At 70.0% G+C, this 23,709-nt stretch carries 22 protein-coding genes; 5 read left to right on the top strand and 17 right to left on the bottom strand.

The annotated features are described in order from the left end of the window. Positions 1-173 precede the first annotated feature (173 nt). Positions 174-1,592 (top strand): M20/M25/M40 family metallo-hydrolase, encoded by a 1,419-nt coding sequence (locus GRS48_RS10550; protein WP_159486215.1) that lies wholly within the window; start codon positions 174-176, stop codon positions 1,590-1,592. A gap of 80 nt (positions 1,593-1,672) precedes the next feature. Here GRS48_RS10550 and GRS48_RS10555 read toward each other — a convergent pair whose 3' ends face one another. The 16 genes from GRS48_RS10555 to purK form a co-directional block, all read right to left on the bottom strand. Continuing rightward, positions 1,673-2,656, bottom strand: a complete 984-nt coding sequence (locus tag GRS48_RS10555; RefSeq protein ID WP_159486217.1) for an acetamidase/formamidase family protein — start codon at positions 2,654-2,656, stop codon at positions 1,673-1,675. Between the two features lie 190 nt (positions 2,657-2,846). Continuing rightward, positions 2,847-4,358 (bottom strand): NADH-quinone oxidoreductase subunit N, encoded by a 1,512-nt coding sequence (locus tag GRS48_RS10560; protein ID WP_159486219.1) that lies wholly within the window; start codon positions 4,356-4,358, stop codon positions 2,847-2,849. Then, complete coding sequence (locus GRS48_RS10565; RefSeq protein WP_159486221.1) at positions 4,351-5,886, bottom strand: NuoM family protein; 1,536 nt, start codon at positions 5,884-5,886, stop codon at positions 4,351-4,353. The genes GRS48_RS10560 and GRS48_RS10565 overlap by 8 nt, the downstream gene beginning before the upstream one ends. Next, positions 5,883-7,919, bottom strand: coding sequence for an NADH-quinone oxidoreductase subunit L (gene nuoL / locus GRS48_RS10570; RefSeq protein WP_159486223.1), 2,037 nt, complete (start codon positions 7,917-7,919; stop codon positions 5,883-5,885). The genes GRS48_RS10565 and nuoL overlap by 4 nt, the downstream gene beginning before the upstream one ends. Positions 7,920-7,952: 33 nt before the next feature. After that, a complete protein-coding gene (gene nuoK / locus GRS48_RS10575; protein WP_159486225.1) occupies positions 7,953-8,255 on the bottom strand; it encodes an NADH-quinone oxidoreductase subunit NuoK in 303 nt (100 codons plus the stop codon). Continuing rightward, positions 8,255-8,605 carry a hypothetical protein gene (locus GRS48_RS10580; protein ID WP_159486227.1) on the bottom strand — a complete coding sequence of 117 codons (351 nt, stop codon included), beginning with the start codon at positions 8,603-8,605 and terminating at the stop codon, positions 8,255-8,257. The genes nuoK and GRS48_RS10580 overlap by 1 nt, the downstream gene beginning before the upstream one ends. Then, positions 8,602-8,868 carry an NADH-quinone oxidoreductase subunit J gene (locus GRS48_RS10585; RefSeq protein ID WP_159486229.1) on the bottom strand — a complete coding sequence of 89 codons (267 nt, stop codon included), beginning with the start codon at positions 8,866-8,868 and terminating at the stop codon, positions 8,602-8,604. Before GRS48_RS10585 ends, GRS48_RS10580 begins: the two co-directional genes overlap by 4 nt. Positions 8,869-8,916: 48 nt before the next feature. Then, entirely contained in the window at positions 8,917-9,378 is a 462-nt protein-coding gene (locus GRS48_RS10590) for an NADH-quinone oxidoreductase subunit I (RefSeq protein WP_159486231.1), read from the bottom strand. Next, on the bottom strand, positions 9,378-10,451 hold the full coding sequence (locus GRS48_RS10595; RefSeq protein WP_159486233.1) for a complex I subunit 1 family protein: 1,074 nt from the start codon (positions 10,449-10,451) through the stop codon (positions 9,378-9,380). Before GRS48_RS10595 ends, GRS48_RS10590 begins: the two co-directional genes overlap by 1 nt. Next, positions 10,451-12,118, bottom strand: coding sequence for an NADH-quinone oxidoreductase subunit D (locus GRS48_RS10600; protein ID WP_159486235.1), 1,668 nt, complete (start codon positions 12,116-12,118; stop codon positions 10,451-10,453). Before GRS48_RS10600 ends, GRS48_RS10595 begins: the two co-directional genes overlap by 1 nt. Further along, positions 12,115-12,816, bottom strand: coding sequence for an NADH-quinone oxidoreductase subunit B (locus tag GRS48_RS10605; RefSeq protein ID WP_159486237.1), 702 nt, complete (start codon positions 12,814-12,816; stop codon positions 12,115-12,117). The genes GRS48_RS10600 and GRS48_RS10605 overlap by 4 nt, the downstream gene beginning before the upstream one ends. Further along, positions 12,813-13,232: an NADH-quinone oxidoreductase subunit A gene (locus tag GRS48_RS10610; RefSeq protein ID WP_159486239.1), complete on the bottom strand. Its 420-nt coding sequence runs from the start codon at positions 13,230-13,232 to the stop codon at positions 12,813-12,815. The genes GRS48_RS10605 and GRS48_RS10610 overlap by 4 nt, the downstream gene beginning before the upstream one ends. 129 nt (positions 13,233-13,361) lie before the next feature. Continuing rightward, on the bottom strand, positions 13,362-14,558 hold the full coding sequence (locus GRS48_RS10615) for an MFS transporter (protein ID WP_159486466.1): 1,197 nt from the start codon (positions 14,556-14,558) through the stop codon (positions 13,362-13,364). A gap of 192 nt (positions 14,559-14,750) precedes the next feature. Beyond that, positions 14,751-15,368 (bottom strand): 5-(carboxyamino)imidazole ribonucleotide mutase, encoded by a 618-nt coding sequence (gene purE / locus GRS48_RS10620; protein ID WP_159486241.1) that lies wholly within the window; start codon positions 15,366-15,368, stop codon positions 14,751-14,753. A gap of 331 nt (positions 15,369-15,699) precedes the next feature. Then, on the bottom strand, positions 15,700-16,863 hold the full coding sequence (gene solA / locus GRS48_RS10625) for an N-methyl-L-tryptophan oxidase (protein ID WP_159486243.1): 1,164 nt from the start codon (positions 16,861-16,863) through the stop codon (positions 15,700-15,702). An 86-nt stretch (positions 16,864-16,949) separates the two neighbouring features. Then, positions 16,950-18,122 (bottom strand): 5-(carboxyamino)imidazole ribonucleotide synthase, encoded by a 1,173-nt coding sequence (gene purK / locus GRS48_RS10630; RefSeq protein WP_159486245.1) that lies wholly within the window; start codon positions 18,120-18,122, stop codon positions 16,950-16,952. 417 nt (positions 18,123-18,539) lie between these two features. Here purK and GRS48_RS10635 point away from each other — a divergent pair, with 417 nt between their 5' ends. From GRS48_RS10635 to GRS48_RS10650, 4 genes are read left to right on the top strand one after another with little or no spacing between them, the layout of a single operon-like run. Then, positions 18,540-19,409 carry a DUF4129 domain-containing protein gene (locus GRS48_RS10635; protein ID WP_159486247.1) on the top strand — a complete coding sequence of 290 codons (870 nt, stop codon included), beginning with the start codon at positions 18,540-18,542 and terminating at the stop codon, positions 19,407-19,409. Continuing rightward, positions 19,406-20,128 carry a hypothetical protein gene (locus tag GRS48_RS10640; RefSeq protein ID WP_159486249.1) on the top strand — a complete coding sequence of 241 codons (723 nt, stop codon included), beginning with the start codon at positions 19,406-19,408 and terminating at the stop codon, positions 20,126-20,128. Before GRS48_RS10635 ends, GRS48_RS10640 begins: the two co-directional genes overlap by 4 nt. Continuing rightward, a complete protein-coding gene (locus tag GRS48_RS10645; protein ID WP_159486251.1) occupies positions 20,128-21,630 on the top strand; it encodes a DUF58 domain-containing protein in 1,503 nt (500 codons plus the stop codon). Before GRS48_RS10640 ends, GRS48_RS10645 begins: the two co-directional genes overlap by 1 nt. Next, a complete protein-coding gene (locus GRS48_RS10650; protein WP_159486253.1) occupies positions 21,627-22,349 on the top strand; it encodes a hypothetical protein in 723 nt (240 codons plus the stop codon). The genes GRS48_RS10645 and GRS48_RS10650 overlap by 4 nt, the downstream gene beginning before the upstream one ends. A 50-nt stretch (positions 22,350-22,399) precedes the next feature. On the opposite strand, the gene GRS48_RS10655 is transcribed toward GRS48_RS10650, so the two are convergent. Then, positions 22,400-23,353, bottom strand: a complete 954-nt coding sequence (locus tag GRS48_RS10655) for a MoxR family ATPase (protein WP_159486255.1) — start codon at positions 23,351-23,353, stop codon at positions 22,400-22,402. Positions 23,354-23,709: the final 356 nt, after the last annotated feature.

Below are 23,709 nucleotides of genomic sequence, written 5' to 3' on the forward strand. Positions count from 1 at the left end.
TGTCGTTTCGGTCGACTCCCGACCCGGCGGCGGTCGGGCGACGCGAACGTCCTCCCGACGCGGTCTCCGATCCCGATGCGAACACCGTGCGATACGCATACCGGTCGACACGAACACCGGCCGACCGTGCCGGCACCACAAACCCGAGGGCCCACCCCGGCGTCGGTGCAGGCATGCCGACCGACGCGCTCGCGACGACGATAGACGACCGCCTCGACGACTACCGCGACCGACTGTTCGAGCTGCTCGCCCAGCCGAGCGTCTCGACGACCGGGGAGGGGATGGACGACGCCGCCGACCTCGTCGTCGAGACGCTCGCCGACGCCGGGCTCGACGCCCGCGCCATCGAGACGAGCCGCTACCCGGTCGTGTACGCGGAACGCGGCCCGACCGACGGCTCCGGGGCGGCGGACGGGGACACCCAGGACGACGTCCCGACGGTGCTGTTTTACGGCCACTACGACGTCCAGCCGCCGGGCGACGACGACGAGTGGGAGTCGCCCGCCTTCGAGCCGACGATCCGCGACGGCTCGATCTACGCGCGCGGGGCCGGCGACAACAAGGGGCAGTTCGCGGCGCACGCGTTCGCGGTCGACGCCCTGCTCGCCGCCGACGCCTTCCCGGACGTCGAGGTGAAGCTGGTGGTCGAGGGCGGCGAGGAGAGCGGTAGCGACGGGCTCCGCGAGTACCTCCGGTCCCAGCCGGCCGAACTCGCCGACGTCGACCTCGTCTACGTCGCCGACGGCCCGCGACACGCGGTCGCGAACGCCGACGGCGTCCGCGAGGGGAAGCCGACGCTGATCTACGGCAACCGAGGGGTGCTCTCGGTCGAGCTCGACCACCGCACCGCGAACACCGACCTCCACTCGGGCAACTTCGGCGGGCCGGTGCCCGCGGCGACCAACGAGCTCGTCGAGGCGCTGTCGTCGATGCGGGCGGCCGACGGCGACGAGGTCGTCGTCGACGGCTTCCACGACGGGATCGAGGTGACGGAGGCGGACCGCGAGCTCGTCGCGGCCATCCCCGACGACGCCGAGTCGATCGCGGCGGAGCTCGAGTTGACCCACTTCGCGAGCGAGCGCCCCTACTACGAGCGGCTGCTCACGCGGCCGACGCTGACGATCAACGGGCTCTCCGGCGGCTACCAGGGCGAGGGAACGAAGACGGTGCTGCCCGCGGTCGCGTCGGCGAAGTTCGACTGTCGGCTCGTCCCCGGACAGGACCCGGACGCGGTCTTCGAGGCGATCGAGACGCACCTCGACGCGGTGAACCCCGACGTCGAGGCGACGAAACACAGCACGTTCCCGCCGATGAAGACCCCGGTGGACACGCCAGCGGCCGACCCGGTCGATCGCGCGCTCGAGACGGTGTGGGGCGAGTCGCCGATCGAACTCCCCGTCCTCGGCGGCAGCCTCCCGGCGGCGTACTTCCGCGAGGTCGACGCGCTCGCCGACGTCCCCGTGCTCGTCGTCCCCTACGCCAACCACGACCAGGGGAACCACTCGCCGAACGAACACCTCGACGTCGACTGCTTCGAGAACGGCGTCCGGACGAGCGCCCGCGTGATCGAGGCGGTCGCGGAGGACCTGTAACGGCCGTCGACCGACTCGTTTTTCGCGATTCGCCGACCCGCTCCTCCCGCCGCACCGACCCGTCCCTCTCGGCCCCTTCGCTACTCCTCCCGATCCGTGCGGTCCGTCGGCGGGAAGAGGCTCTCCGCGAGGTACGCCGAGACGGTCCAATTGGGCGCGTCGACGACCTGGCTCACCTTCAGGTCGACCGCCGCCGAACAGAGGATGTACGCCTCCGCCCGCGTGAGCCCTCGCTCCTCGTGGAGGTAGTCGATCATGTGGCGGATCGCCAGCCTCGTCGCCTCCATCAGGTCGTCGGCGATCCCGGTCGTCCCGTACATCCGTTCGTCGTGACCGGTCGGCGTGAACGGCCCGTTCGTCTCGAACCGCGGCTGGTCGATCGCCATGTCCGTCTGCACGGAGAGGCGCGCGGTGACGAACATCGGCGCTTCGATACCCGTCAGACACACCTCGCCGTCGCCCTGTGCGCCGTGACAGTCGCCGACGCTGAACAGCGCGCCCGCGACCTCGACGGGGAGGTACACCGTCGACCCGGCCGTGAAGTGTTTGACGTCCATGTTGCCCCCGACGCGCCGCGGCGGGGTCGTGCTGTGTTCGCCGTCCGCCGCGGGCGCGACGCCGACGACGCCCGGAAACGGGTCGAGCGGCACCTCGATCCCGTTCACGAACCGGCCTACGTCACCCTCGAGGTCCCACACGTGGATCCCCGGCTCCGGGAACTCCTCGGGGAGCAGACCCTGCCCCGACTCGCCCGGCGGGAAGTAGCTCACGCCGAAGCCCTTGTGTTGGAACGCGAGGAGGTCGACCTGCAGGACGTCGCCCGGCTCCGCGCCCGCGACGGCGACGGGGCCCGTCAGTGGGTGTCCGGCCGACGACCGGTTCGCCAGGTCCGCGACCGTCGATTCGGCGTCGAGCGAGCCGTTCGGCGCGCCACGACACTCGAAGCGGACGACGTCGCCCGACTCCACCGTGAGGGCGGGATCGAGCGAGTTGTCCCAGATCCCGAGGTGGACGTTCTCGTCGCGGTCGCTGAGGCGGTGATCGACGGTGGGCGTGGATGCCATACCGCTACCCTCTCCGCGGACGTGTTAAATCCTCTCGGTCGGGCGACTCCGACGCGAACGGACGGGGAGCGACGGACGAGATATCTCGAAAAACGAAGTACGGAAGCCCGAACCGAAAGCCGTCGGACCCGAAGCGCACGGGCCCGCGTTAGCACCGCACGGATCCGCGGTGAAACCGCCCGGGGCCGCGTTAGAACAGCGCGGACGCGGCCGCCTCGGCCGTCTCGATGACGGGACCGAAGCCGGGCAGCAGCAGGACGGTGCCGACCGCGGCGAAGACGACCGCCGCGTACAGCGCCGTCGGCTTGACGTCGAGCGTGTCGAGCGCGGTCGGCGTCGACGGGTCATCGAGGAACATCGCCTTGACGACCCGGCTGTAGTAGTACAGCGAGATGACGCTGTTGATCGCGCCGATCGCCGCCAGCCAGACGAAGCCGTTGTCGATCGCGCCCATGAACAGGAAGTACTTCGAGAAGAACCCGGCGAAGGGCGGCAGCCCGGCCAGCGAGAACATGAACACGGCCATCGCCGTACAGGCGATCGGCGCGCGCTTCGCTAACCCCGCGTAGTCCTCGAACGTCCGTCCGACGCCCCATCGCTCCGCCATCGCGACGAAGAGGAACGCGCCGGTGTTCATGAACCCGTAGACGAGCAGGTGCGCCATCGCGGCACCCATCACGGAGCTGTTGCCGGCACTGCCCGCCGACAGGGCGGCGAGCCCGATCAGCGCGTAGCCGGCGTGGCCGACCGACGAGTACGCCAACATCCGCTTGACGTTCGGCTGCACGACGGCCGCGAAGTTACCGAGCGTCATCGTCACGACCGCGAGGATCCCGAACGCGAGCACCCAGTCGATGCCCGCCGACAGCGACGCCCCGACGGGGAACGCCTCGGTGAACACGCGGAACGCGACCACGAAGCCGGCGGCCTTCGACGCCGACGAGAGGAACGCGCTCACGGGAGCGGGCGCGCCCTCGTACGCCTCCGGGGCCCAGAAGTGGAACGGGACGGAGGCGGTCTTGAACGCGACCCCGCCGATCATCATCACGATCCCGAGGCCGGCGACGCCCGTGAGGCCGTCGAGGTTCGCGATGCCCTCGGCGACGTCGCCGAGGATCAGCGAGCCGGTCGCGGCGTACACGAGCGAGATGCCGAAGACGAAGATCGCCGAGGAGACCGCCCCGACGAGGAAGTACTTCAGGCCGGCCTCGACGCTGCCGCGGTCGCGTTTCAGGAACGCGACCAGCGCGTACGAGGGCAGCGACGCCATCTCCAAGGCGACGAACACGATCGCCAGCGAGTTGGCGACCGCGAGCAGCGACATCCCGGTCGCCGCGAACATGACCAGCGAGTAGAACTCCGCCGGGCTCTCGTGGTCGTGGAAGTAGTCGTGTGCCGCGACGACGACGAGCGCCGTCACCGAGGCGAAGATGGCGGTGAAGAACAGCGCCATCGTGTCGACCTTGATCGCGTCCGCGAACAGGTAGATCGCGCCGCCGGTGTCGGCGTGGCCGGTGCCCGCGACGACGAACCAGACGGTGAAGCCGAGCGACGCGAGCGCGCCGAGCGCGCTCGTGACGGCCATCGACGTGTTCGACCGCGCTTCGGGCCGAATCGTGTCAACCAACAGCAGCGCCAGCCCGGTGAACGCCAGCGTCAGTGCCGGGGCCAGCGCGGCCCACTCGGGGAGCTGTTCAACCATCGACGGTCACCCCCTCTACCACGGGGCCGACAGCATCACGGATCATCTCGAAGAACAGGTCGGGCGCGACGCCGAGCACGATGATCGCCGCGAGCAGCACCGCGAGCGGCGCGACGTCGTGAACGGGCGCACGGCCGACCTCGTAGTCGGTTTCGAGCCGGAACGGCCCGAACAGCGTCTTCTGCATCGCCGACAGCAGGTAGCCGGCGACGATCACGATACCGAACATCGCCAGCGCGGTGAAGACGGGCGCGTACGGGAGCGCCGCGTCGGCACCGAACGCGCCGACGAAGATGAAGAACTCGCCCGCGAAGCCGGCCATCAGCGGCAGGCCCATGTACGCGAACGCGCCGGCGACGAGGATCCCCACCGCGACGGGCATCCGGTCGGCCATGCCGGCCATGTCGCCGACCATCCGCGTGTGCGTCGCGTTGTAGACGACGCCGACGGCCATGAACATCAGCCCCGAGATGAGGCCGTGTGCGACCATCTGGAACGTCGCGCCGCCCACGCCGTACTCGGTGAACACGACCAGCCCGAGGATGACGTAGCCCATCGAGGAGACGGAGGAGTACGCGACGATGCGCTTGAGGTCCTGCTGTGCCAGCGCCAGCATCGCGCCGTAGATCACGCTGATCACCGCGATGACGGCGATCGGGACCGCGAGCGCGGACGCCTGCTCGGGCAGCATCGTGAAGTTGAATCGGAGCAGCGCGTACGTCCCCATCTTCAGGAGGACGCCAGCCAGCATGACCGACACCGGCGTCGGTGCCTCGACGTGAGCGTCGGGCAGCCACGTGTGAACCGGGACGACGGGCACCTTCACGGCGAACCCGAAGAACATCGCGAGGAACGCGATCATCGCGAGCGTCCCGGGCGCGATCCCGAACCAGCTGCCGAGCTCGCCGGCCGCGATCGCCTGGGTGATCTCCGGCAGCGCGAAGGAGCTCACCGAGTCACCGAGCCCGAAGACGAGCGCCATGAACCCGATGAACATGACGAGCGACGCCGCGTTCGTGTAGACGAAGAACTTGATCGCGGCGTACTTCCGGCGGGGGCCGCCCCAGATACCGATGAGGAAGTACATCGGCACGAGGACGGCCTCCCAGAAGACGAACCAGAGGAAGAAGTCGAGCGCCGTGAAGACGCCGATCAGGTTCGCCTGCATGAACAGCATGAGCCCGTAGAACTGGCTCTGTCGCGTGTCGATCGGCGTCCACGCGCTGACGATCGCCAGCGGCACGAGGAACGTCGTGAGCACGACGAGCGGGAGGCTGATGCCGTCCAGCCCGACGAACCAGGACACCGACCGGCCGCCGACCTCCAGCCATTCGATGCGCGTCTCGAAGGCGATGGTGCCGCCCGTGAGGGCGTTACCACCCGCCTCGAACTGTGACCACAGGTAGAGGCTCCCGACGAAGGGAACCAGACTGAGCGCGAACGCGAGCCGTCCGGCCCACTCGTTCGGAGCGAGCAGGACGACCAGCGCGCTCGCGAACGTGAACGCGATCAGTGCTTCGAGTATCATAGGAACCACCCCCCGGTAACGCCGAGGACGAGTATCAGCACCACCAGCCCGAGGGTGAGCATGGCTGCGTACTGTGAGACGACGCCGGTCTGGATCCGGCGGACCCGGTCACCGACGGCGAGGCTCACCGAGGAGATCCCGTTGACGACGCCGTCGATGATCCCTTGATCGAAGGTGTCCGCGCCGCCCGCGACGTCCTCCGTCCGGTAGGCGAGCCACACCTGCACCTCGTCCTGGTAGTAGTTGTTGTACAGCACGTCCTTCGCGCCGCCGAGCTTCGCCGTGTGTTCGGTCGGCTCCGGGACGTCGTAGAGCTTCCACGCGACGAGCACGCCGAGGACGGCGAGCCCGAGCGAGAGCCCGGCCGCGACGATCAGCGTCGTCTCCGCGCTGCCGGCGATCTCGCCGGCCTCGTAGCCGGCGTACGTCGCGAGCAGGTCGTTGTAGTGCGAGTAGCTCACGCCGTCGATCCCGCCGAAGTCGTTGTCGAGCCACTGGGTGAGGAAGTCGATCCCCTCGATCCCGAGCAGCTTCTGGACCGGCACCATGTTGACGAAGCCGGCGACGACCGCCAGCGAGCCGAGCACGGTCAGCGGCCCCTTCACGTTCCACCGCACCGCGTGCGGGTCACGCGCCGTCTCCGAGCGCGGCTCGCCGTGGAAGGTCAAAAAGACCATGCGGAACGTGTAGAAGGCGGTCACGGGCACCGCGAGCAGCCCCATGATCCAGCCGCCGAGCAGGAGCGGATCGCTCAGGCCGTGGATGAACGCTTCATAGAGGATCTCGTCTTTCGACCAGAAGCCCGAGAACGGGAAGATGCCCGCGAGCGCGAGCGACCCCGCGAGGAACGTCCAGTAGGTCACGGGCATCTTCGATTTCAGCCCGCCCATGTCCCACATGTTTTCGTTGTGGTGCATCGCGATGATGACCGCGCCGGCACCGAGGAACAGCAGCGCCTTGAAGAAGGCGTGCGTCAGCAGGTGGAACGTCGCGGCCACGTACGAGCCCGCGCCGAGCGCGAGCATCATGTAGCCGTACTGCGAGATGGTGGAGTAGGCGAGCACCTGCTTCAGCTCCTCTTTCACGACGCCCATCGTCGCGGCGAACAGCGCCGTGAACCCGCCGACGAACGCGATGATCGCGAGCGTCGTCGGGGTCAGCGCGTAGAAGCCGAACATCCGGGCGACGAGGTAGACGCCGGCCGCGACCATCGTCGCCGCGTGGATGAGCGCGGAGACCGGCGTCGGGCCCTCCATCGCGTCCGGGAGCCACGTGTGCAGCGGGAACTGCGCGGACTTGCCGACCGCGCCGCCGAGCACGAGCAGCCCGACGATCGTGAACCACTGCTCGACGCCGAGGCCGAGCGGCGTCCACGCGTCGAAGCTCCCGTTCAGCGCCTGTTCGGCGAGCGCGGGGAACGACTCCGGCCCGGCGAACTGCGCCGTGCCGAACGTCGCGAACACCGCGACGAGGCCGACGAGGAAGAAGTAGTCACCGAAGCGGGTGACGAGGAACGCCTTCTTCGCCGCCGACGGCGGCCCCGGCTGCCGGAAGTGGAAGCCGATGAGCAGGTACGAGCAGAGCCCGACCAGCTCGAAGAACATGAACGCCATGAGCAGGTTGTCGGCGACGACGAACCCGAGCATGGAGGCGGTAAAGAGGCCGAGCCCGGCGTAGTAGCGCGGGAGCCCCGTCTCGCCCTCGTCGTTCATGTACCCCAGCGAGAAGACGTGCACGAGCAGCGCGATGAGCGTCACGATGACGAGCATGAGCGCCGACAGCGGGTCGATGAGCAGCCCGAACGTCAGTTCGAACTGGTCGCCGCCCGCCCACGTGTAGATCGTCTCGTTGTACGTGCGGCCGCCGAGCACCGTGGCGGCGACCCACAGCGACAGCAGGAACGACCCCGCCGTCGCGGCGATGCCGCCGAACGCGCCGCCCTTCGGCAGGTACTTTCCGGCACCGAGCGCCACCAGGAACGAGAAGAACGGCAACAGCACGATGGCCGGCACGTACGCGAACGCGTCTACCATCGTCCCGCCTCCGTGATATCGAGTAACGTCATCTTACCACCTCATCTCCCTTGGAACAGTCACGTCCGTTTCACCGAAGTTACGATACAACACGAGGATGATACCGATCCCGATCGCGACCTCCGCGGCCGCCAGCGCGATGACGAACAGCGCGAACACCTGTCCCGTCAGGTCGCCGTAGTACAGCGCGAACGCGACGAGGTTGATGTTCGCGGCGTTCATCATGAGCTCGACGCTCATGAGGAAGTACAGCGCGTCCCGCCGCGTGAGGACGCCGAACAGCCCGATACAGAAGATGGCGGCAGACAACAGCAGGTACCACTCCGGCGGCACCATTACCGCTCACCCCCTCTACGCCCGCCGTCGGTAAACGCCGAACCGACCGCCGAGACGATGGAGCCCTCCTCCTCGCGCTTCGCGAGGTAAATGGCGCCGTCGACGGCGACGTCGAGCGCGACCGCGACGATCAGGAACGCCGCGAGGAACCCTTCGGAGGGGATCGTCGCGACGCCGTGGTCGCCGAGGTTGAACAGGGCGTACCCGATGTTGTGGACGACCGACTCGCCCTCGGGGAAGCCCGCCGCCTCCCCGAACTCCGCCGTTATCGCGGTCACCGCCATCAGGGCGAACAGCGCCCCGACCGCGAGCGCCGGAACGATCCGGCTTGAACCGCCCGTGTCACTCATAGACTACTCACCTCCGTGTTCCGTTCCGATCGCGTGAGCATCACGGCGAACGTGACGAGAATGAGAACCCCGCCCACGTAGACGAGGATCTGCATGGCGGCCAAGAACTCCGCCTGCAACATCACGTAGTGCACCGCGACGCTCGTCAGGGCACCGCCTAAAAGCAGCGCGGCGTGGAACACGTCGCGCGCTAAGACGACGCCCACACTGAACGCCAACGTCACCGCGGCGAACAGCGCGAACGCGATGGTTTCATAAACCATTGTATCTGTCTCCTTTGAGAAGCCCTTTGAAGATTTCGAGACGGCCCGCTACTGGTAGTCGACCTCGCCGTCGCCCTCGCCGATCCACGCGCTGCGGTCGGGATTACGGGACTCCAACGGGTCGATACCCTTGTACCACGGGACGTTCTTGAGCTGTTCTTTGTTGTACACGAAGTCGTCCTTCGTGTCCGCGGTGAACTCGAAGTTCTGGGTCAACAGGATCGCGTCGACGGGGCAGACCTCCTCACACAGCCGACAGTAGATACACTGTCCGATGTGGAGGTTGTACTGCTCGCCGTTTCGCTGGTCGTCCTGAACGATCTGGATCGTGTCGTTCGGACAGACGTTCTCGCACTGTCGACACCAGATACACCGCTCCTGACTGAACTTGTGGACGCCGCGGAAGCGCGGGCTCACGTCGGGGGCCTCCTCAGGGTACTTCACCGTGAAGGTCTTCCCGTCGAGCGCGTGCTTCATCGTCGTCGCCATCGATTTCATGAGTCCGATCATTACACAATCACCCCCACGAGCACCGCCGTGAGGACCAGGTTCGCGAACGACAGCACCAGCATTCCCTTCCAGCCGATCTCGATGAGCTGGTCGATACGGACGCGGGGCAGCGCCGAGCGGCACCACTGCGTGAACAGGAAGAACGCCCATATCTTCACCACGAACCAGACGAACCCGATGCTCTCCGGTCCGGGGCCGGCCGCGCCGCCGAGGAACGTCACGGCGAGGATCGCCCCGCCGAGGAAGATGTGGACGAACTCGCCGAGGTAAAACAGCACGAAGTACGACGAGGAGTACTCCGTCTGGTACCCCGCGACGATCTCAGTCGGCGCCTCGGGGATGTCGAACGGGTTCCGCCCGATCTCCGCCATGTTCGCCGTGAGGAACAGCACGAACGCGAACGGGTTCACGAGCGCGTACCACGCGGGAACGTCGAAGCCGCCGACGGTGAACAGCACCTCCTGCTGGGCGGAGACGATGCCGCTCATCTGGAGCGTCCCCGCGAAGATGACGACGGACATCGCCGTCACGATGAGCGGGATCTCGTAGGCGAGGTTCTGTGCGACCGCGCGCAGCCCGCCGAGCATCGAGTACTTGTTGTTCGACGCGTAGCCCGCCATCACCAGCGACACCGAGGCGATGGAGGCGAACGCGAACACCAGCGCCAACCCGACCTCGGGGTCGGCGAGCTGGAGGTTCACCGGGCCGAGGTGGCCCATCGGGATGACCGCGAAGCCGAGCAGCGCGGACGCGGGCAACACGATCGGCGCGAGGTCCCACGTCGGGCGGTCGACGCCCTCGGGGACGATGAGCTCCTTCGCGAGCAGCTGCACCGCGGACGCCGGGATGATGAGCAGCCCGAACGGCCCGACGCGGTCGACCGCGACCCGGTCCGTGAACGCCGCGGTGATCTTCCGCTTCGCCCACGGGCCCGCGACGCCCGTGAACGCCAGCACGATGTTGCCGACGACGAACGCCGCGATCAGCGCGGCGACGACCTCGCCGGCCACGCCGGGGAGCCCGAGCGTCTCGGCGATGAACTCGGGGAACAGCTGTGCCGGGGCCGCCGACATCAGCGGTCCACCTCCCCGAGCACGATGTCGAGGCTCCCTAACGCGGCGATCACGTCGGGGATGTACTCGCCGTTCGCCATCTCGGGTAGCGTCTGGAGGTTCGAGAAGCAGGGCGACCGGATCTTGAACCGGCCGGGCTTGTCCGTCCCGTCCGAGCGGATGTAGATCCCGAGCTCGCCTTTCGCCGCCTCGACGGCGCGGTAGATCTCCGCGTCGTCGTCGGGGCGGAGCGTGCGCGGCACGTTCGCCTGGATGTTCCGCTCCTCCTCGGGCCAGTCCTCGAGGAGATCGATACACTGGCCGATGATCTTCGCGGACTCCTCGACCTCCTGCATCCGGACGAGCAGGCGGCTGTAGTTGTCACAGCCGTCCTCGGTGATGACGTCCCACTCCAGCTCGTCGTAGTAGCCGTAGGGGTCGTCGCGGCGCAGGTCGTAGTCGACGCCGGAGCCGCGGGCGACGGGACCGGTCGCCCCGTAGTTCTTCGCGACCTCCGGCGGGAGGATCCCCGTGTCGATCGTCCGCATCTGGAAGATCTCGTTCGAGGTGATGAGGTCGTGGTACTCCTCGACGGAGCCGGGCAGCTGGTCGAGGAAGTCGCGGGTGTTCGAGAAGAACTCCTCGCGCGGCTCCGGCAGGTCCCAGACGACGCCGCCGAGCCGGAAGTAGTTGAACATCAGCCGCTGGCCCGTGAGGTCCTCGAGCAGCTTCTGGACGCGCTCGCGGTCGTTGATCGCGTACATGAACGTCGCCGTGAAGTCCCCGTTCACGTCGAGCGCGAACGTCGCCAGCGCGAGCATGTGTGCGGCGATCCGGCACATCTCCGCGCCCATCGTGCGGATCACCTGTGCGTACTCGGGCACCTCGATGTCCGCGAGGTCCTCCGCCGCACGCGCGTACGCCCACTCGTTGAGCAGGCCCGCCGAGATGTAGTCCCAGCGGTCGGGGTACGGCATGATCTGGTGGCGGTAGGTTCCGTTCTGGGCCATCTGCTCCTCACAGCGGTGGAGGTAGCCGATGTCGGACTCGACGTCGACGACCTGCTCGCCGTCGAGCACCGTCTTCAGGTGGAGCACGCCGTGTGTCGCCGGGTGGTGCGGGCCGATGTTGAGGTACATCGTGTCCGACTCGGCGTCCTTGTGGTGCTCCTGGATCGGGTTGACGTGGGCGGGCAGCGACGCGATCTGCGGCTGGTTCTGGTCGTAATCCAGCGACAGCGGGTGCCCCTGCCACGTCTCCGGCAGCAGGATCCGACGCAGGTCCGGGTGACCGTCGTACTCGATCCCGATGAGGTCGTACGCCTCCCGCTCGTGCCAGTCGGCCGTGCGGAAGACGGGTTCGGCCGACTCCGAGACCGGGTGGTCCTTGTCGGCGGGGACGACGACGCTGACCTCCTGGGTCGGGTCGTCGAACTTCTTCAGGTGGTAGATCGACTCGTACCGGTTCTCGTACTCCTGGGCGGTGACGACCGAGAGGTGGTCGTAGCCCGCCTCGGACTTCAGCGTCGAGAGCGTCTCCTGGACCGTGTCCGGTCGGATGACGAAGCCGGGGGCGTTCAGGTGGTCGTCCCGTCCGACGACCAGGTCACCGAGCAACGCCTCCAGCTCCTCGGGCGTCCGGTCGGGGACGACGTCGGCGTCGGGGGAGTCTAGTGGTTCGAGGCTCATGGCGAATCAGCGAAGTTGTATCGCATGACGAGTTCGTCCTCGTCGATCTGGTCCACGAGCGTGTCGACGAGCTCGTCCTGTTCGAGGTCCGAGAACTGTTCCAGCTCGTACGGCTTCACCGTCACCGGGGCGGCCTCGCCGTTGGCGACGCGCTCCTGGAGCTTGACGACGCCGTACACGAGCGCCTCGGGGCGGGGCGGACAGCCCGGGACGTGGATGTCCATCGGGATGACCTCCTCCGCGCCCTTGATCACGTTGTACCCCTCCTGGAAGGGACCGCCGGAGATGGTACACGACCCCATCCCGACGACGAACTTCGGCTCGGGCATCTGGTCGTAGACGCGCTTCATCCGCGGGGCGAACTTCGAGACGATCGTCCCCGGGACGATCATCACGTCGGCCTGCCGCGGCGACGCGCGCGGGACCCCGGAGCCGAAGCGGTCGAGGTCGTGTTTCACCGCGTAGGTGTGCATCATCTCGATGCTGCAGCAGGCGATCCCGAACTGCAGCATGAACATCGAGGAGCCGCGACACCAGTTGAGGAACTTGTCGAACTTGGTGAGGATGAACGGCGAGGAGCCGAACGCCTCGCGCAGGCGGGAGTTAAACCGGTCCCCCTGGCCTTCCATGCGGCTGTCTCGGGTCTTCGTGACCACGCGCGATTCGTCGGTGATGAAGGGTTGCTGTTCGCTGCTCATTGGTTCACGTCACGCTCCGTCTTTCTGCGGGTCGCGCGGGGGCTTTTGGTCCACTTGACCGCGCCCGTCCGCCACGCCCAGACGAGTCCGACCGCGAGGATCCCGACGAACGCCAGCATCGGCCACAGGAGGTCCCACATCGGGACGCCCTGCTCCAGTGCCGGCCGGTAGATGACGGCCCACGGGAACAGCAACACGGTCTCGATGTCGAAGACGACGAACAGCAACGCGACCATGTAGTACTGAATGTTGAACCGGATCCGCGTCGTGCCCGTCGGGGTCTCGCCGGACTCGTAGATGGTACTTTTGCCTTGTTCCGGCACGCTTGGGCGGATCAACGCCGACACTACCATCATCCCCAACGGGATGAACAGGCCGACGGCCGCCAGTGCGCCGATCGCTATCCAATCGCTCATATAGGTCTCCGTAACGTGCGGGGGTTTGAACCGCCCCCTCATAAGCGTTGATTCTCGTGTGCGCGCGCCGACGCGCCGGCCGAATGGGCAAGCGCCCGCCGGACCGGCGGATCGACCGTGAGACCGGAGCTACGTCGACGACGCTCGGGGGAGGAGCACACAGCACACGCCGGCGACGAGGACGAGCCCGGCCAGAAGCAGGAACACCTCGTCGAAGCGGCCGGCGTCCGCGAGCGTTCCGGCGACGACCGGGCTCGCCGCGCCGATCACCATGTAGCCGGTCCGGAGCACGCCGAGCCCCGATCCCTGAACCGCCGTCGGCAGCGCGCTCGTGAGGTACGGGAGCGTCACCGACGCGTACCCGAGGAGGCTGCTGAGAAACAGCGTGAGGACGACGAGCCCCGGCAACGACCCCACGAACGGGAGCACCGCGAGGGAGCCGCCGGCGACGACGAGCACCGTCGGGAGGGTTCGCCGGACCCCGTACACGTCGTATCCCCGCCCGGTGATCGGCTTCACGAGGACGCCCATCGCGAAGAAGCCGCCGAACAGCAGCGTCGCCGTCGTCGGCGCGAGCCCCTTCACGTCGATGAGGTACGTCGGGTAGAACCCGGTGAACGCCTGCCACGCGCAGTACGCGAGCGTCTGGATCCCCGTCACAACGATCACGGGACGGCTCCGGAGGCCGCGGCCGACCTCACGGGCCGTGTCGAGCGCGCGGGGTAGCCGCCCGCGGTCGTCTCCCTCGACACGGCCGTCGGCGTCGTCGGCGTCGTCGTCGCGCTGCCCGCGTTCGCCGTCCGCACCCGCCGGAACGGTGAGGTACAGCCCGACGGCCGCGAGCAGGAACAGCGGGACCGCGAACGCGAAGCCGAACTGCCAGGCGAACGTGACCGCGAGGAAGCCGGCGAACGGCGGCAGCAGAGAGTTTCCGAGGTCGCCGGCCGCCATCGTGATGGAGATCGCGGTGCCGTCGTTCTCCGGGTAGACGTTCGAGAGGATCGTGAAGCGAGAGACGCCGTACAGCGCGGTGCTCAGCCCGAACAGGACGGTCGCCGCGAACAGGAGCTCGACGACCCCGGCGACGACGACCAGCCCGAGGGTGACCCCGGAGACGAACGTGCTCGTCACGAGCACCGCCCGTTCGCCGAACCGGTCGGCGAGGATCCCGCCGGGGAGCTGCCCGAGCGCGTACGCGAGCCACAGCGCGGTGAGGAGCAGTCCGGCGGTCGAGAGAGTGATCCCGTACGCCGTCCGGAGGTGCGGGATGACGGCGGGGTAGACGAGTCGGACGCCGAGCGAGAGGAACCAGCCGACGGCGACCATGACGAGGACCGGGGTCCGCGGGTCGCGCCGGAGCTCGTTCACGCCGTCGTCGATCCCCCGTAACGTCGCCTTCACGGTCGGTGTGCGCCCTTGGTGACTCGGTGATAAACCCCGTGGGGTACCGGGGAACCCGGCCGGATCCGCCGGCGGGCGGACGGGACACCAGGGCGGGCCGTCGACGGGGCCGGCCGGCTACCCGCCGTGTTTCTCGCGGAACCCGTCGATCCCGAGGTCGTGGAGGTCCGCCGAGACGTCCGCGACACTGCCTTTTAACCCCTCGTGGTAGTCGACGAGCCGCTCCTCGATCGAGTCGTGTTCGCGCGCGAGCACCTGGGCCGCCGACAGCCCCGCGTTGAACGACTTGCCGGCGTCGACGGCGACGATCGGCGCGCCGGTCGGCATGCCGATCACCGAGTCGACGGACTTCTCCTGTACCGGGACGCCGATCACCGGGATCGGGTACGCGATCGACGCGGTCATGTTCGGGAGGTCCGCCGACTTCCCGCCCGCGCCCGCGATGACGACGTCGAGGCCGCGGGCGGCCGCCGTTTCCGCGTACGCGTACATGAGTTCCGGCGTGCGGTGTGCGGAGACGACGTAGCTCTCGTAGGTGAACCGCGCGTCGGGAGCGTCGTCGAAGTCGGTCTGCTCCGCGAAGCCGAGCGTCTCGAGCGCGTCGTACGCGCCGGCCATGGTCGGGAGGTCCGAGTCCGACCCCATGACGATCCCGACGTCGGGTGTCGTCGTCGGGTCGGCGTCCGCTTCGGCCTCCGCCTCGAGTCGGTCGATGAGGTCCTGCACCGTGGGCATACGCCGAGATTCGGCGGCGGCTTATAAGGAGTTGCGGGATGTGATGCGGCCGAGGGACGGTCGGCAGAGTACGGCGCGAGCGAGGAAAGGCGGCCGGACACGACGGAACCGCTGTTCTCCGTGAGAAACGGCACTTCGCTAGTGTTCGGTCGAACTGTCGTGCGTTGCCTCGAATTCGTTCTCACCGCGGATCAGCTCGTCGACGCCGTTGCTGACGTATTGTGGCGAGGTCAACGTTCGGCATCGATACGTGGCTCCCCTGTATTGACCGCAATCGAGTCACGAGATATCTCTTCCAGAGGCTTTCAACAGAGCCGGGACGACGGGTTCGTTACGCGAACCGGTCGGCCCGGAACAGGTCGACGTCGTGGTCGGTGTCGCCGTCGACGGCGAGGTCCGCGAGCACCTCGCCGACGACGCTCGCGAACTTGAAGCCGTGTCCGGAGAAGCCGGCCCCGACGGTGATCCGCGGCTCGTCCGGAAGCCGATCGAGCACGAAGTGCCCGTCCGGGGTGTTCGTGAACGTGCAGGTCGCGAGCTTCGTCGTCGGGCCCGCGCCGTCCGGGAAGTAGCGCTCGGCGTACTCGCGGAGCACCCGCTCGTCGCGCGGGCGCGGCTCCCGGCCCATCGCGTCCGGGTCGACCGTCTCGCCGAGGTGGTTGAACTTCCCGAACTTGAAGCCGGGCACGTCGTGTCGCGGGAACCCGTAGTAGTGGCCCTCGTCCGTCTCGTGGACGAAGACGGGGAACCTGTCGCGCTCGAACCGGGCGGGGGTCCGCGGCTGCAGCCACGCGAGCACCTGCCGTTCCGGCACCGCGATCCCCTCCAACTCGGGGAGGAGCTTCGGGGCCCACGCCCCCGCCGTGACGACGACGCGGTCCGCCTCGTAGGTGTCCTTCGTCGTCGTCACCCGGACGCTCCCGTCCGCGCCCTCGGAGTCGTCGAGGGCGGAGGACCCCCGCGGCGTGAGGTCCCGGACGGCCTCCCGGGCGCGGATCGTCGCGCCCGCGGCCCGCGCGGCCTCGACGTGGGCGATGATACACTGCTCGGGGACGAGGAAGCCGCCGTCGGGCTGGTACACCGCCCGGTGGTCCGCCGGCAGGTCGTACCCCGGGAAGCGCTCGTTCACCGCGGCGGCGTCGAGGACCTCGTGGTCGAGGTCGTGCTCCCGACACGACGCGATCGATCCGCGGACCACGTCGCTGTCCGGCGGGCCGGCGTCGATCCCTCCCGTGGTGTACAGCAGGTCCCGCCCGGTGAACGCCTCGAGGTCGCGCCACCGCTCGTAGGCCCGCTCGACGAGGGGGACGTACGCCGGGTCCTCGTACTGCGGTTTGCGGATGATCCGCGTCACGCCGTGCGAGGAGCCCTTGTCGTGGGGGACGTCGTACTGCTCCAACCCGAGGACGTCGAGCCCGCGGTCGGCGAGGTGGTACGCCGCCGCGCTCCCCATTCCGCCCACGCCGACGACGATGACGTCGTAACGCTCCGACATACGCTACCGGTCCGGAGCGACGAGTAAGTAGCTACCGGAGGGGCCCGCAGTCGGGCCTTCGTCAGTCCGCCCGGACCGTCCTGCCGTCAGGCCGCCCGGAACGTCACGCCGTCGCGCAGCTCCCGCGCGAGCGACAGCAGCGCGTCGCGGTCGGCGTCCGCGTCGTCCTCGCCGCGTCCGGTGACCGTGAGGTGGCCCATCTTCCGGAGCGGGCGCACGTCGGCTTTCCCGTACCAGTGCAGGTCGGCATCGGGCGCGGCCAACACCGACTCGACGCCGCGGAGCGTCGCCGGTCCCGCCTCCTCGACGTCGCCGAGGAGGTTGGCGGTCACCGCGGGCGCGACGGGGTCCGTCGGGCCGAGCGGCCAGCCGAGCACCGCGCGCACGTGGTTCTCGAACTGCGAGGTCCGCGCGCCCTCGATCGTCCAGTGGCCCGAGTTGTGCGGCCGCGGGGCGATCTCGTTGACCAGCACGTCGCCGTCGGTCGTCTCGAACAGCTCGATCCCGTACACGCCCCGCCCGTCGAGCAGGTCGAGGACGTCCCGCGCGACCGCCTCCGCCGCCGCGACGACCGCGTCGTCCGCGCGGGCCGGCGTCACGCTCTCACGGAGGATCTCCTCGCGGTGGAGCGTCTCCGTGGCGGGGTACGTCCGCGTCTCCCCGTCGGCCCCCTTCAGCCCCATCACCGCGATCTCGCGCTCGAAGTCGACGAACCGCTCGGCCATCGCGTCGCCGCCGATCGCGTCGAACGCGGCCGCCGCGTCCGCCGGCTCCGCGACGGGGACGTTGCCGCGCCCGTCGTAGCCGCCGCGGCGCGCCTTCAGCATGGCCCCGCCGAACTCCTCGACGACGCGTTCGAGCCCGTCGGCCGTCGCGACCGGAACGAACTCCGGGACGGGCACCCCCGCGTCCGCGAGCGCCTCGTTCTGCACGAGCTTGTCCTGGATCGTCTCGAGCGTCCCGGGATCCGGGTGGACCGGGACGTCGTGGGCGGCGCTCGCCTCCGCCAGCAGCTCGGGGTCCGCGAGCTCGATCTCGAAGGTGAGGACGTCGACGCGGGCGGCGAGCTCGTCGAGCCCCGCCGGGTCGTCGAACGCCGCGACGATCTGGTCGCGCGCGACCGACGCGGCCGGGCAGTCCGGCGTCGGGTCCATGACGACGACGTCGACGCCGAGCGGCGCGGCCGCCTCCGCGAGCATCCGGCCGAGCTGTCCGCCGCCGACGACCCCGAGCGTCGGCCCTGGCAACGTGACTGACATGGGCGTGAGTATCGGAGGCCGCAGGATAAGGGTTGCCAACCCGATCGGTATCCGGAGCGTACCGGACGGTATCGGCCCGCACCGGGCCGGTCCCGGGCGAGGACGGTCCGGGACGCCGCTCGACCGACCGGTAGAACCCGCCGGGGCGACGAAGGGCGAGCGAGCGAAGTCGAGCGGGGTGTGGCGGATAGGCCGCGTATAACTATGGCCGCGACACGCTTCGCTCCGCCGAATGCAGCGGGCCGCCGCCGAGCCACGGCCGAAACGCGCCCCCGACCGCCGACCGGCTCAGACCGATCGTCGATCGCCGGGTCCGAGCGACGGTCGATCCCCCGGTCCGAGTGACGGTCGATCGCCGGGTCCGAGCGACGGTCGATCCCCGGGTCGGACCGATCGCCGAGCATCGTCCCGAGGGAGATGAACCCGAGACGAGCGATGCCCGTGGTGATCGCCCTGCTGTCGGTGTCGGCGCTGGGCGTCGCCTCGACGACCCTCGACACGTCGCTGACGACCGACCCGGACGACGCGATCAACCCCGACTGGGACCGGCTTCCGATCGGCCAGGGCGACGCCGCCGGCATCCTCGAGGAGATGGGCGACGTCGACGAAGAAGAGGAGGAAACGGGGGACGGAGAGGGGTCGGAGACGCCAGAGGACGGCGACGCGGGCCCGGGTCTCGGTCCTCCGATCGGCGGTCCGGATGGCGGCGACGAGCCCGAAGAGCGACCGGGCGGTGGCGACGCTCCCGAGGACGGTTCGGGCGACGGCGGCGACGAAGAGGGGCCGGGCGGCGTGGGGGGTGACGGTGGCCTCGCCGACCCCGAGGAATCGACGTTGTTCGACCGCCTGCTCGCCCTCCTGGCCGCGGTGCTTCGGGCGATCCTCCCGCTCGCCGTCCTCGTGGCGGCGGTGGCGCTCGGCTACCGGTACCGCGACCGCCTGCGCGCGCTCCTCGCCCGGCTCCTGGCGGGAACGCGGGACGGGTCGGATGGGTCGAGCGGATCGGGCGGGTCCTCCTCGCGGGTCGACGCCTGGCCCGGAACCGAGCCGTCGACCGACGTCGATCGGGCGTGGGTCGCGCTGGTCCGGCGGCTCGCACTCGAGAACCCCGAGACGACGACCACGGGCGAGTGTCGGGCGCTCGCCCGCGACCGCGGGCTTGACGAGGCGGCCGTCGAGGCCATCGCCACGGCGTTCGAGCGCGTCCACTACGGCGGCGTCGCCGCCGCCGAGGAGGCCGATCGGGCCCGCGAGGGCCTCCGTCGGCTCGGCGGAGGTAACCCGTGACGGGCGCGCTCGCGACCGCCGCGCGAGTCGTCCGTGTGGCGCTCGTCGCGGTCGGGGTCGCGGTGTTCGGCGTCGGACTCGTCGTCGCGTTCGTGCCGGGGACGGCCGAGCGGCTCCCGGTCGAGGCGGCCGTCGGTGCGGCGATCGAGACGCTCGGGAGCGATTACGTGGTCGTGGCCGTCCTCGGGGTCGCCGCGGTCGCGCTCTCCGGGCTCGTCGCCGCGTCGCGTCGCGTCCGGGGGATCGACGAGGCGACCCCGACGGTCGTCGAGGGCGTCGAATCGGGGCCGTATCCGGGCGCGGACCTGGACCGCCGGGGGGCGAGGTTTTCGGCTCGTTTCCGCAGCGATCGACAGACTGCGGCCCGTCACGACCGTCACGACCGTCGCGACCGTCTCGAACGGGCGGCGGTCCGCGCGACGGCCCGCGCGGAGGGGTGCTCGCGCGCCGTGGCCGAGCAGCGGGTCGCCGAAGGGACGTGGACGGACGACCCCGTCGCCGCCCGATACCTCGTCGACCGGGACCACGCCGGCGGGTGGACGGGGCGGGCGGCGCTGACCCTCCGGAACGCGGTCCGTGGGGACGACGCGTTCCGCCGGACCGTCGACGCCATCGAGCGGACGGGCCGGGAATCGAACGGGGCGGGCCAACGCAACGCGCCGAGAGCGGGCCGAAGCGACCCGCCGAAGCGGAGCCGGGCGGACGGGGGTGACGCGTGATGGCGGATACGTCCGCCAGCAGCTCCGCGACCACGACCCGGTTCACGGGGCGCTGGCGGGGCGTCGTGGCCGTCGCTCTCCTCGCGATGGCCGTCGGCGTGCTGGCGAAGCGCCCCGCGCTGCTTCTGGCCGCGGGGATCGGCGTCGCCTTCGCCGCCTACCCGCACGCCACCGCGGCACCCGACCCGACGGTCTCGGTCACGCGGAGGATCGACCCGGGGTCGCCGTCGGCCGACGACCCCGTGACGGTCTCGACGACGGTCCGGAACGAGGGCGACAGGACACTGTTCGACCTCCGCGTCGTCGACGGCGTCCCGCCGATGCTCCCGGTTCGGGACGGCTCGCCAAGACTGGCGACGACGCTGCGTCCCGGCGGGGAGGCGACGTGCCGGTACGAGCTCCGGGCGCGGCCCGGCCGCCACCGGTTCGGACCGGCGACGGTGCTCTGTCGGGACGCAAGCGGGGCGATCGAGGTCCAGACGACGGTCGCCGAGCCGGACGCGGTCGAGTGCGCCTCGCGGCTCCCGACGGTCCCCCTGCGCGCCCGGAGCCGCCACCGGGTCGGCCCGCTCGCCACCGACGACGGCGGGAGCGGGATCGAGTTCCACTCCGTCGACCGATACGAGCGGGGGGACCCCGCGAGCCGGATCGATTGGCGGCGGTTCGCGCGGACGGGCGAGCTCACCGCCGTGTCGTTCCGGACGGAGCGACACGCGGACGCCCTGATCTGCGTGGACGCACGGCCCGAGGCCGTCCTCGCGAGCGACGCCACCGAGCCGCACGCGGTCGCGCTCACCGCCGACGCCGCCGGACGGATCGGCGACGCGCTGTTCGCGGCGAGCCACCGCGTCGGGGTGGCCACGTTCGGGCGCTCGGCAGCCGGCGGCGAAGGGGGCGAAGGAAGGGGGCGTGGAGACGGCTTCCTCCCCCCGGGAAGCGGCCGCGACCACGCCGACCGGTTCCACCGGCGGCTGGCGAGCGGGACCACCCTCGCGGGGTCGCCGCCGGCTGATGGGGGTGGTGCGGCGAGCGACGGGAGTGGTGCGGCGAGCGACGGGAGTGGTGTGGCGAGCGACGGGAGTGGTGTGGCGAGCGACGGGAGTGGTGCGGCGAGCGACGGGAGTGGTGCGGCGAGCGACGGGGGCAAAACGAGCCACGGAAGCGGGGCGACCGGCGGCGAGACGGCGACGCTCGACCGGCGGCTCGCCCGGGTGCGGCAGGCGATCGGGCCGGACACGCAGGTGTTCCTGTTGACCCCGCTCTGTGACGACGTGGGGTCACGGATCGCCCAGCGGTTCGAGAGCGACGGCGTCCCGGTCACCGTCGTCAGCCCGGACGTCACGACCGATCGGACCCCCGGAAGCCGGCTGGTGCGGATCGAGCGTTCGAACCGGCTGACGACCCTCCGGAACGCGGGGATCCCCGCCGTCGACTGGGACCCGGCCGAGCCGTTGGGCGCGGCGCTGGCCGGGGTGGCCGCGGTGGAGCGGTGGGGCCAATGACGCCGGACGGGGGCGGTCCGGAGCGGTTCGTTCGGCGGCCGACGTCCGCGGGCGTCGTCCTCGCGCTCGGGTTCGGGCTCCTCGCGACGGGTCTCGTCACCGAAACCGCGATCCAGCGGCGGATCGTCGCCACGACGGCCGTCGGGGTCGGGATGGTCGCGCTCGGCGGTCGGGCGTGGCTGCGTGGGCGGTCCGTCGTCGCCCTCGGCGGCGCGGGGCTCGCGCTCTGTGGGTCCCTCGTCGTCGCCGTCGCGCTCGTGGACGCCGTCCTACGACCGGCACAGGTGACCCATCGGGTCGTGTTGCTACCCGGGCTCCTCGGGCTCTGGGTGCTCGCCGTCGCGCTCGTCCCGGCGCGATTCCGATGGGCGCGGGGGGTCGTCGACGCCGGCGTCGGGCTGGTGTTCCTCGGGGTGCTCGCCGCCGGGTTCGTCCGCGGGGCCTCGACGACGGCGCTGGTTGTCGCCACGGCGGCGACGGTCCTCTCGTGGGACGCCGCGGAGAACGCGGTCTCGCTCGGCGGACAGGTCGGTGCCGACAACGGGGCCGCCACCGCCCGGGCGGAGCTCGTCCACGCGGGGGCCGGCGTCGGGGTCGCCGCCGTCGCCGTCGTCGTCGTCCTCGGGGTCGCCCGCCTCGGGATCGACGGGCTCCCGTTCGGGGCGCTGGTCGCGCTCCTGTTGGCCGCGGTCGCGTTCTCGCTCGGCTCCCATCGGTGAACGACTGGGCAGTGGCCCGGTCGACTCGGCTCCCGACGACGTCACGGCGATCACTCGGGGCGCTGTGGCACGGGCGTCGCGGAGAGGACGTCGGCGACGATCGCCGTCGCCGGGACCCCGTCGACGCGGGCGTCCGGGGTGACGACGATCCGGTGGGCCAACACCGGTCGCGCCATCGCCTTGACGTCGTCGGGGGTGACGTAGGACCGCCCCGCGAGCGCCGCCCGCGCGCGGACCGCCTCGAAGAACCGCTGGATCCCGCGGGGGGACACCCCGGTCCGCACGCGGTCGTCGGTCCGCGTCGCCCGCGAGACGTCGACGAGGTACTCGCGGACCGCGCCCGCGACGCGGACCGACTCCGGAAACGCCCGGATCCCGTCGAGCCGCTCGGCGGTACAGACGCGCTCGACCGAGGGGGCCTTCGACGCGCGCGACGCCCGACGGTCGAGCAGCTCGAGCTCCCCGACGCGGTCGGGGTACCCGAGGCTGGTTTTCACCATGAAGCGGTCCGTCTGTGCGGCCGGGAGCTCGAACGTCCCGTCCGACTCGACCGGGTTCTGGGTGGCGATGACGACGAACGGGTCGGGCAGCGGGTACGTCTCGCCGTCGACGGTCACCTGTCCCTCCTCCATCGCCTCCAGCAGGGCCGCCTGCGTCTTCGGCGGCGCGCGGTTGATCTCGTCGGCGAGCACGACGTTGGCGAACACCGCCCCCGGCTGGAACTCGAACTCGCGGGTCGCCTCGTCGAAGACGTTCGAGCCGATGACGTCGGCCGGCAGGAGGTCCGGCGTGAACTGCACGCGGTTGAACGACACGCCGATCGCGTCCGCGAACGACCGCGCGGTCAGCGTCTTTCCCGTCCCCGGGACGTCCTCCAGCAGGACGTGCCCGTCGGCGACGACGCCGGTGAGGACCGTCTCCAGCGTCGACCGCTCGGTCACGACCGCCCGCGCGACCTGATCGAGGATCTCGTCACACCGCGACCGAACGGTCTCCGGTTCCATGCCGGCCCCTCGTCCGTTCCCGGGATTGTTATGCCCCGAATATCGCCCGCCCGAGCGCGTTCGGGAGCGCTTAAAAGGGTTCGGGGACCGATCGTCGACGAACCGCCGTCGGACCGACCCCCTGCCAACAGCGGATAGCTGATCGGACCGGGTGAGCGATGCGAGACTGATGAGGGACCGGACCGGGTGAGCGGCGACGACTCTTATAACCGGTTAGGTCGGGCATTCAACAACGGCGCTTATAAGGGATCGATCTGGGAAACCGGTGACTGGCGACCGGTGACCCGCGACCCGCGACAGCCCTTATCAGTCACGACGCGGCCGGCGCGCTCCGGTGAGCGCCCGCTGGGCGCGAA

The sequence above is a fragment of the Halorubrum sp. JWXQ-INN 858 genome (assembly GCF_009806985.1).
Taxonomy (GTDB): domain Archaea; phylum Halobacteriota; class Halobacteria; order Halobacteriales; family Haloferacaceae; genus Halorubrum.

Excerpts from the sequence above, each read along its gene's own strand:
- nuoK (WP_159486225.1), bottom strand. The coding sequence starts at position 8,255 with ATGGTGCCGCCGGAGTGGTACCTGCTGTTGTCTGCCGCCATCTTCTGT.
- GRS48_RS10580 (WP_159486227.1), bottom strand. The coding sequence starts at position 8,605 with ATGAGTGACACGGGCGGTTCAAGCCGGATCGTTCCGGCGCTCGCGGTC.
- GRS48_RS10555 (WP_159486217.1), bottom strand. The coding sequence starts at position 2,656 with ATGGCATCCACGCCCACCGTCGATCACCGCCTCAGCGACCGCGACGAG.
- GRS48_RS10550 (WP_159486215.1), top strand. The coding sequence starts at position 174 with ATGCCGACCGACGCGCTCGCGACGACGATAGACGACCGCCTCGACGAC.
- purK (WP_159486245.1), bottom strand. The coding sequence starts at position 18,122 with ATGTCAGTCACGTTGCCAGGGCCGACGCTCGGGGTCGTCGGCGGCGGA.
- nuoL (WP_159486223.1), bottom strand. The coding sequence starts at position 7,919 with ATGGTAGACGCGTTCGCGTACGTGCCGGCCATCGTGCTGTTGCCGTTC.
- GRS48_RS10565 (WP_159486221.1), bottom strand. The coding sequence starts at position 5,886 with ATGATACTCGAAGCACTGATCGCGTTCACGTTCGCGAGCGCGCTGGTC.
- GRS48_RS10560 (WP_159486219.1), bottom strand. The coding sequence starts at position 4,358 with ATGGTTGAACAGCTCCCCGAGTGGGCCGCGCTGGCCCCGGCACTGACG.
- GRS48_RS10605 (WP_159486237.1), bottom strand. The coding sequence starts at position 12,816 with ATGAGCAGCGAACAGCAACCCTTCATCACCGACGAATCGCGCGTGGTC.
- solA (WP_159486243.1), bottom strand. The coding sequence starts at position 16,863 with ATGTCGGAGCGTTACGACGTCATCGTCGTCGGCGTGGGCGGAATGGGG.
- GRS48_RS10590 (WP_159486231.1), bottom strand. The coding sequence starts at position 9,378 with ATGATCGGACTCATGAAATCGATGGCGACGACGATGAAGCACGCGCTC.
- GRS48_RS10615 (WP_159486466.1), bottom strand. The coding sequence starts at position 14,558 with ATGGTCGCCGTCGGCTGGTTCCTCTCGCTCGGCGTCCGACTCGTCTAC.
- GRS48_RS10610 (WP_159486239.1), bottom strand. The coding sequence starts at position 13,232 with ATGAGCGATTGGATAGCGATCGGCGCACTGGCGGCCGTCGGCCTGTTC.
- GRS48_RS10655 (WP_159486255.1), bottom strand. The coding sequence starts at position 23,353 with ATGGAACCGGAGACCGTTCGGTCGCGGTGTGACGAGATCCTCGATCAG.
- purE (WP_159486241.1), bottom strand. The coding sequence starts at position 15,368 with ATGCCCACGGTGCAGGACCTCATCGACCGACTCGAGGCGGAGGCCGAA.
- GRS48_RS10585 (WP_159486229.1), bottom strand. The coding sequence starts at position 8,868 with ATGGTTTATGAAACCATCGCGTTCGCGCTGTTCGCCGCGGTGACGTTG.
- GRS48_RS10600 (WP_159486235.1), bottom strand. The coding sequence starts at position 12,118 with ATGAGCCTCGAACCACTAGACTCCCCCGACGCCGACGTCGTCCCCGAC.
- GRS48_RS10650 (WP_159486253.1), top strand. The coding sequence starts at position 21,627 with ATGACGCCGGACGGGGGCGGTCCGGAGCGGTTCGTTCGGCGGCCGACG.
- GRS48_RS10635 (WP_159486247.1), top strand. The coding sequence starts at position 18,540 with ATGAACCCGAGACGAGCGATGCCCGTGGTGATCGCCCTGCTGTCGGTG.
- GRS48_RS10595 (WP_159486233.1), bottom strand. The coding sequence starts at position 10,451 with ATGTCGGCGGCCCCGGCACAGCTGTTCCCCGAGTTCATCGCCGAGACG.
- GRS48_RS10645 (WP_159486251.1), top strand. The coding sequence starts at position 20,128 with ATGGCGGATACGTCCGCCAGCAGCTCCGCGACCACGACCCGGTTCACG.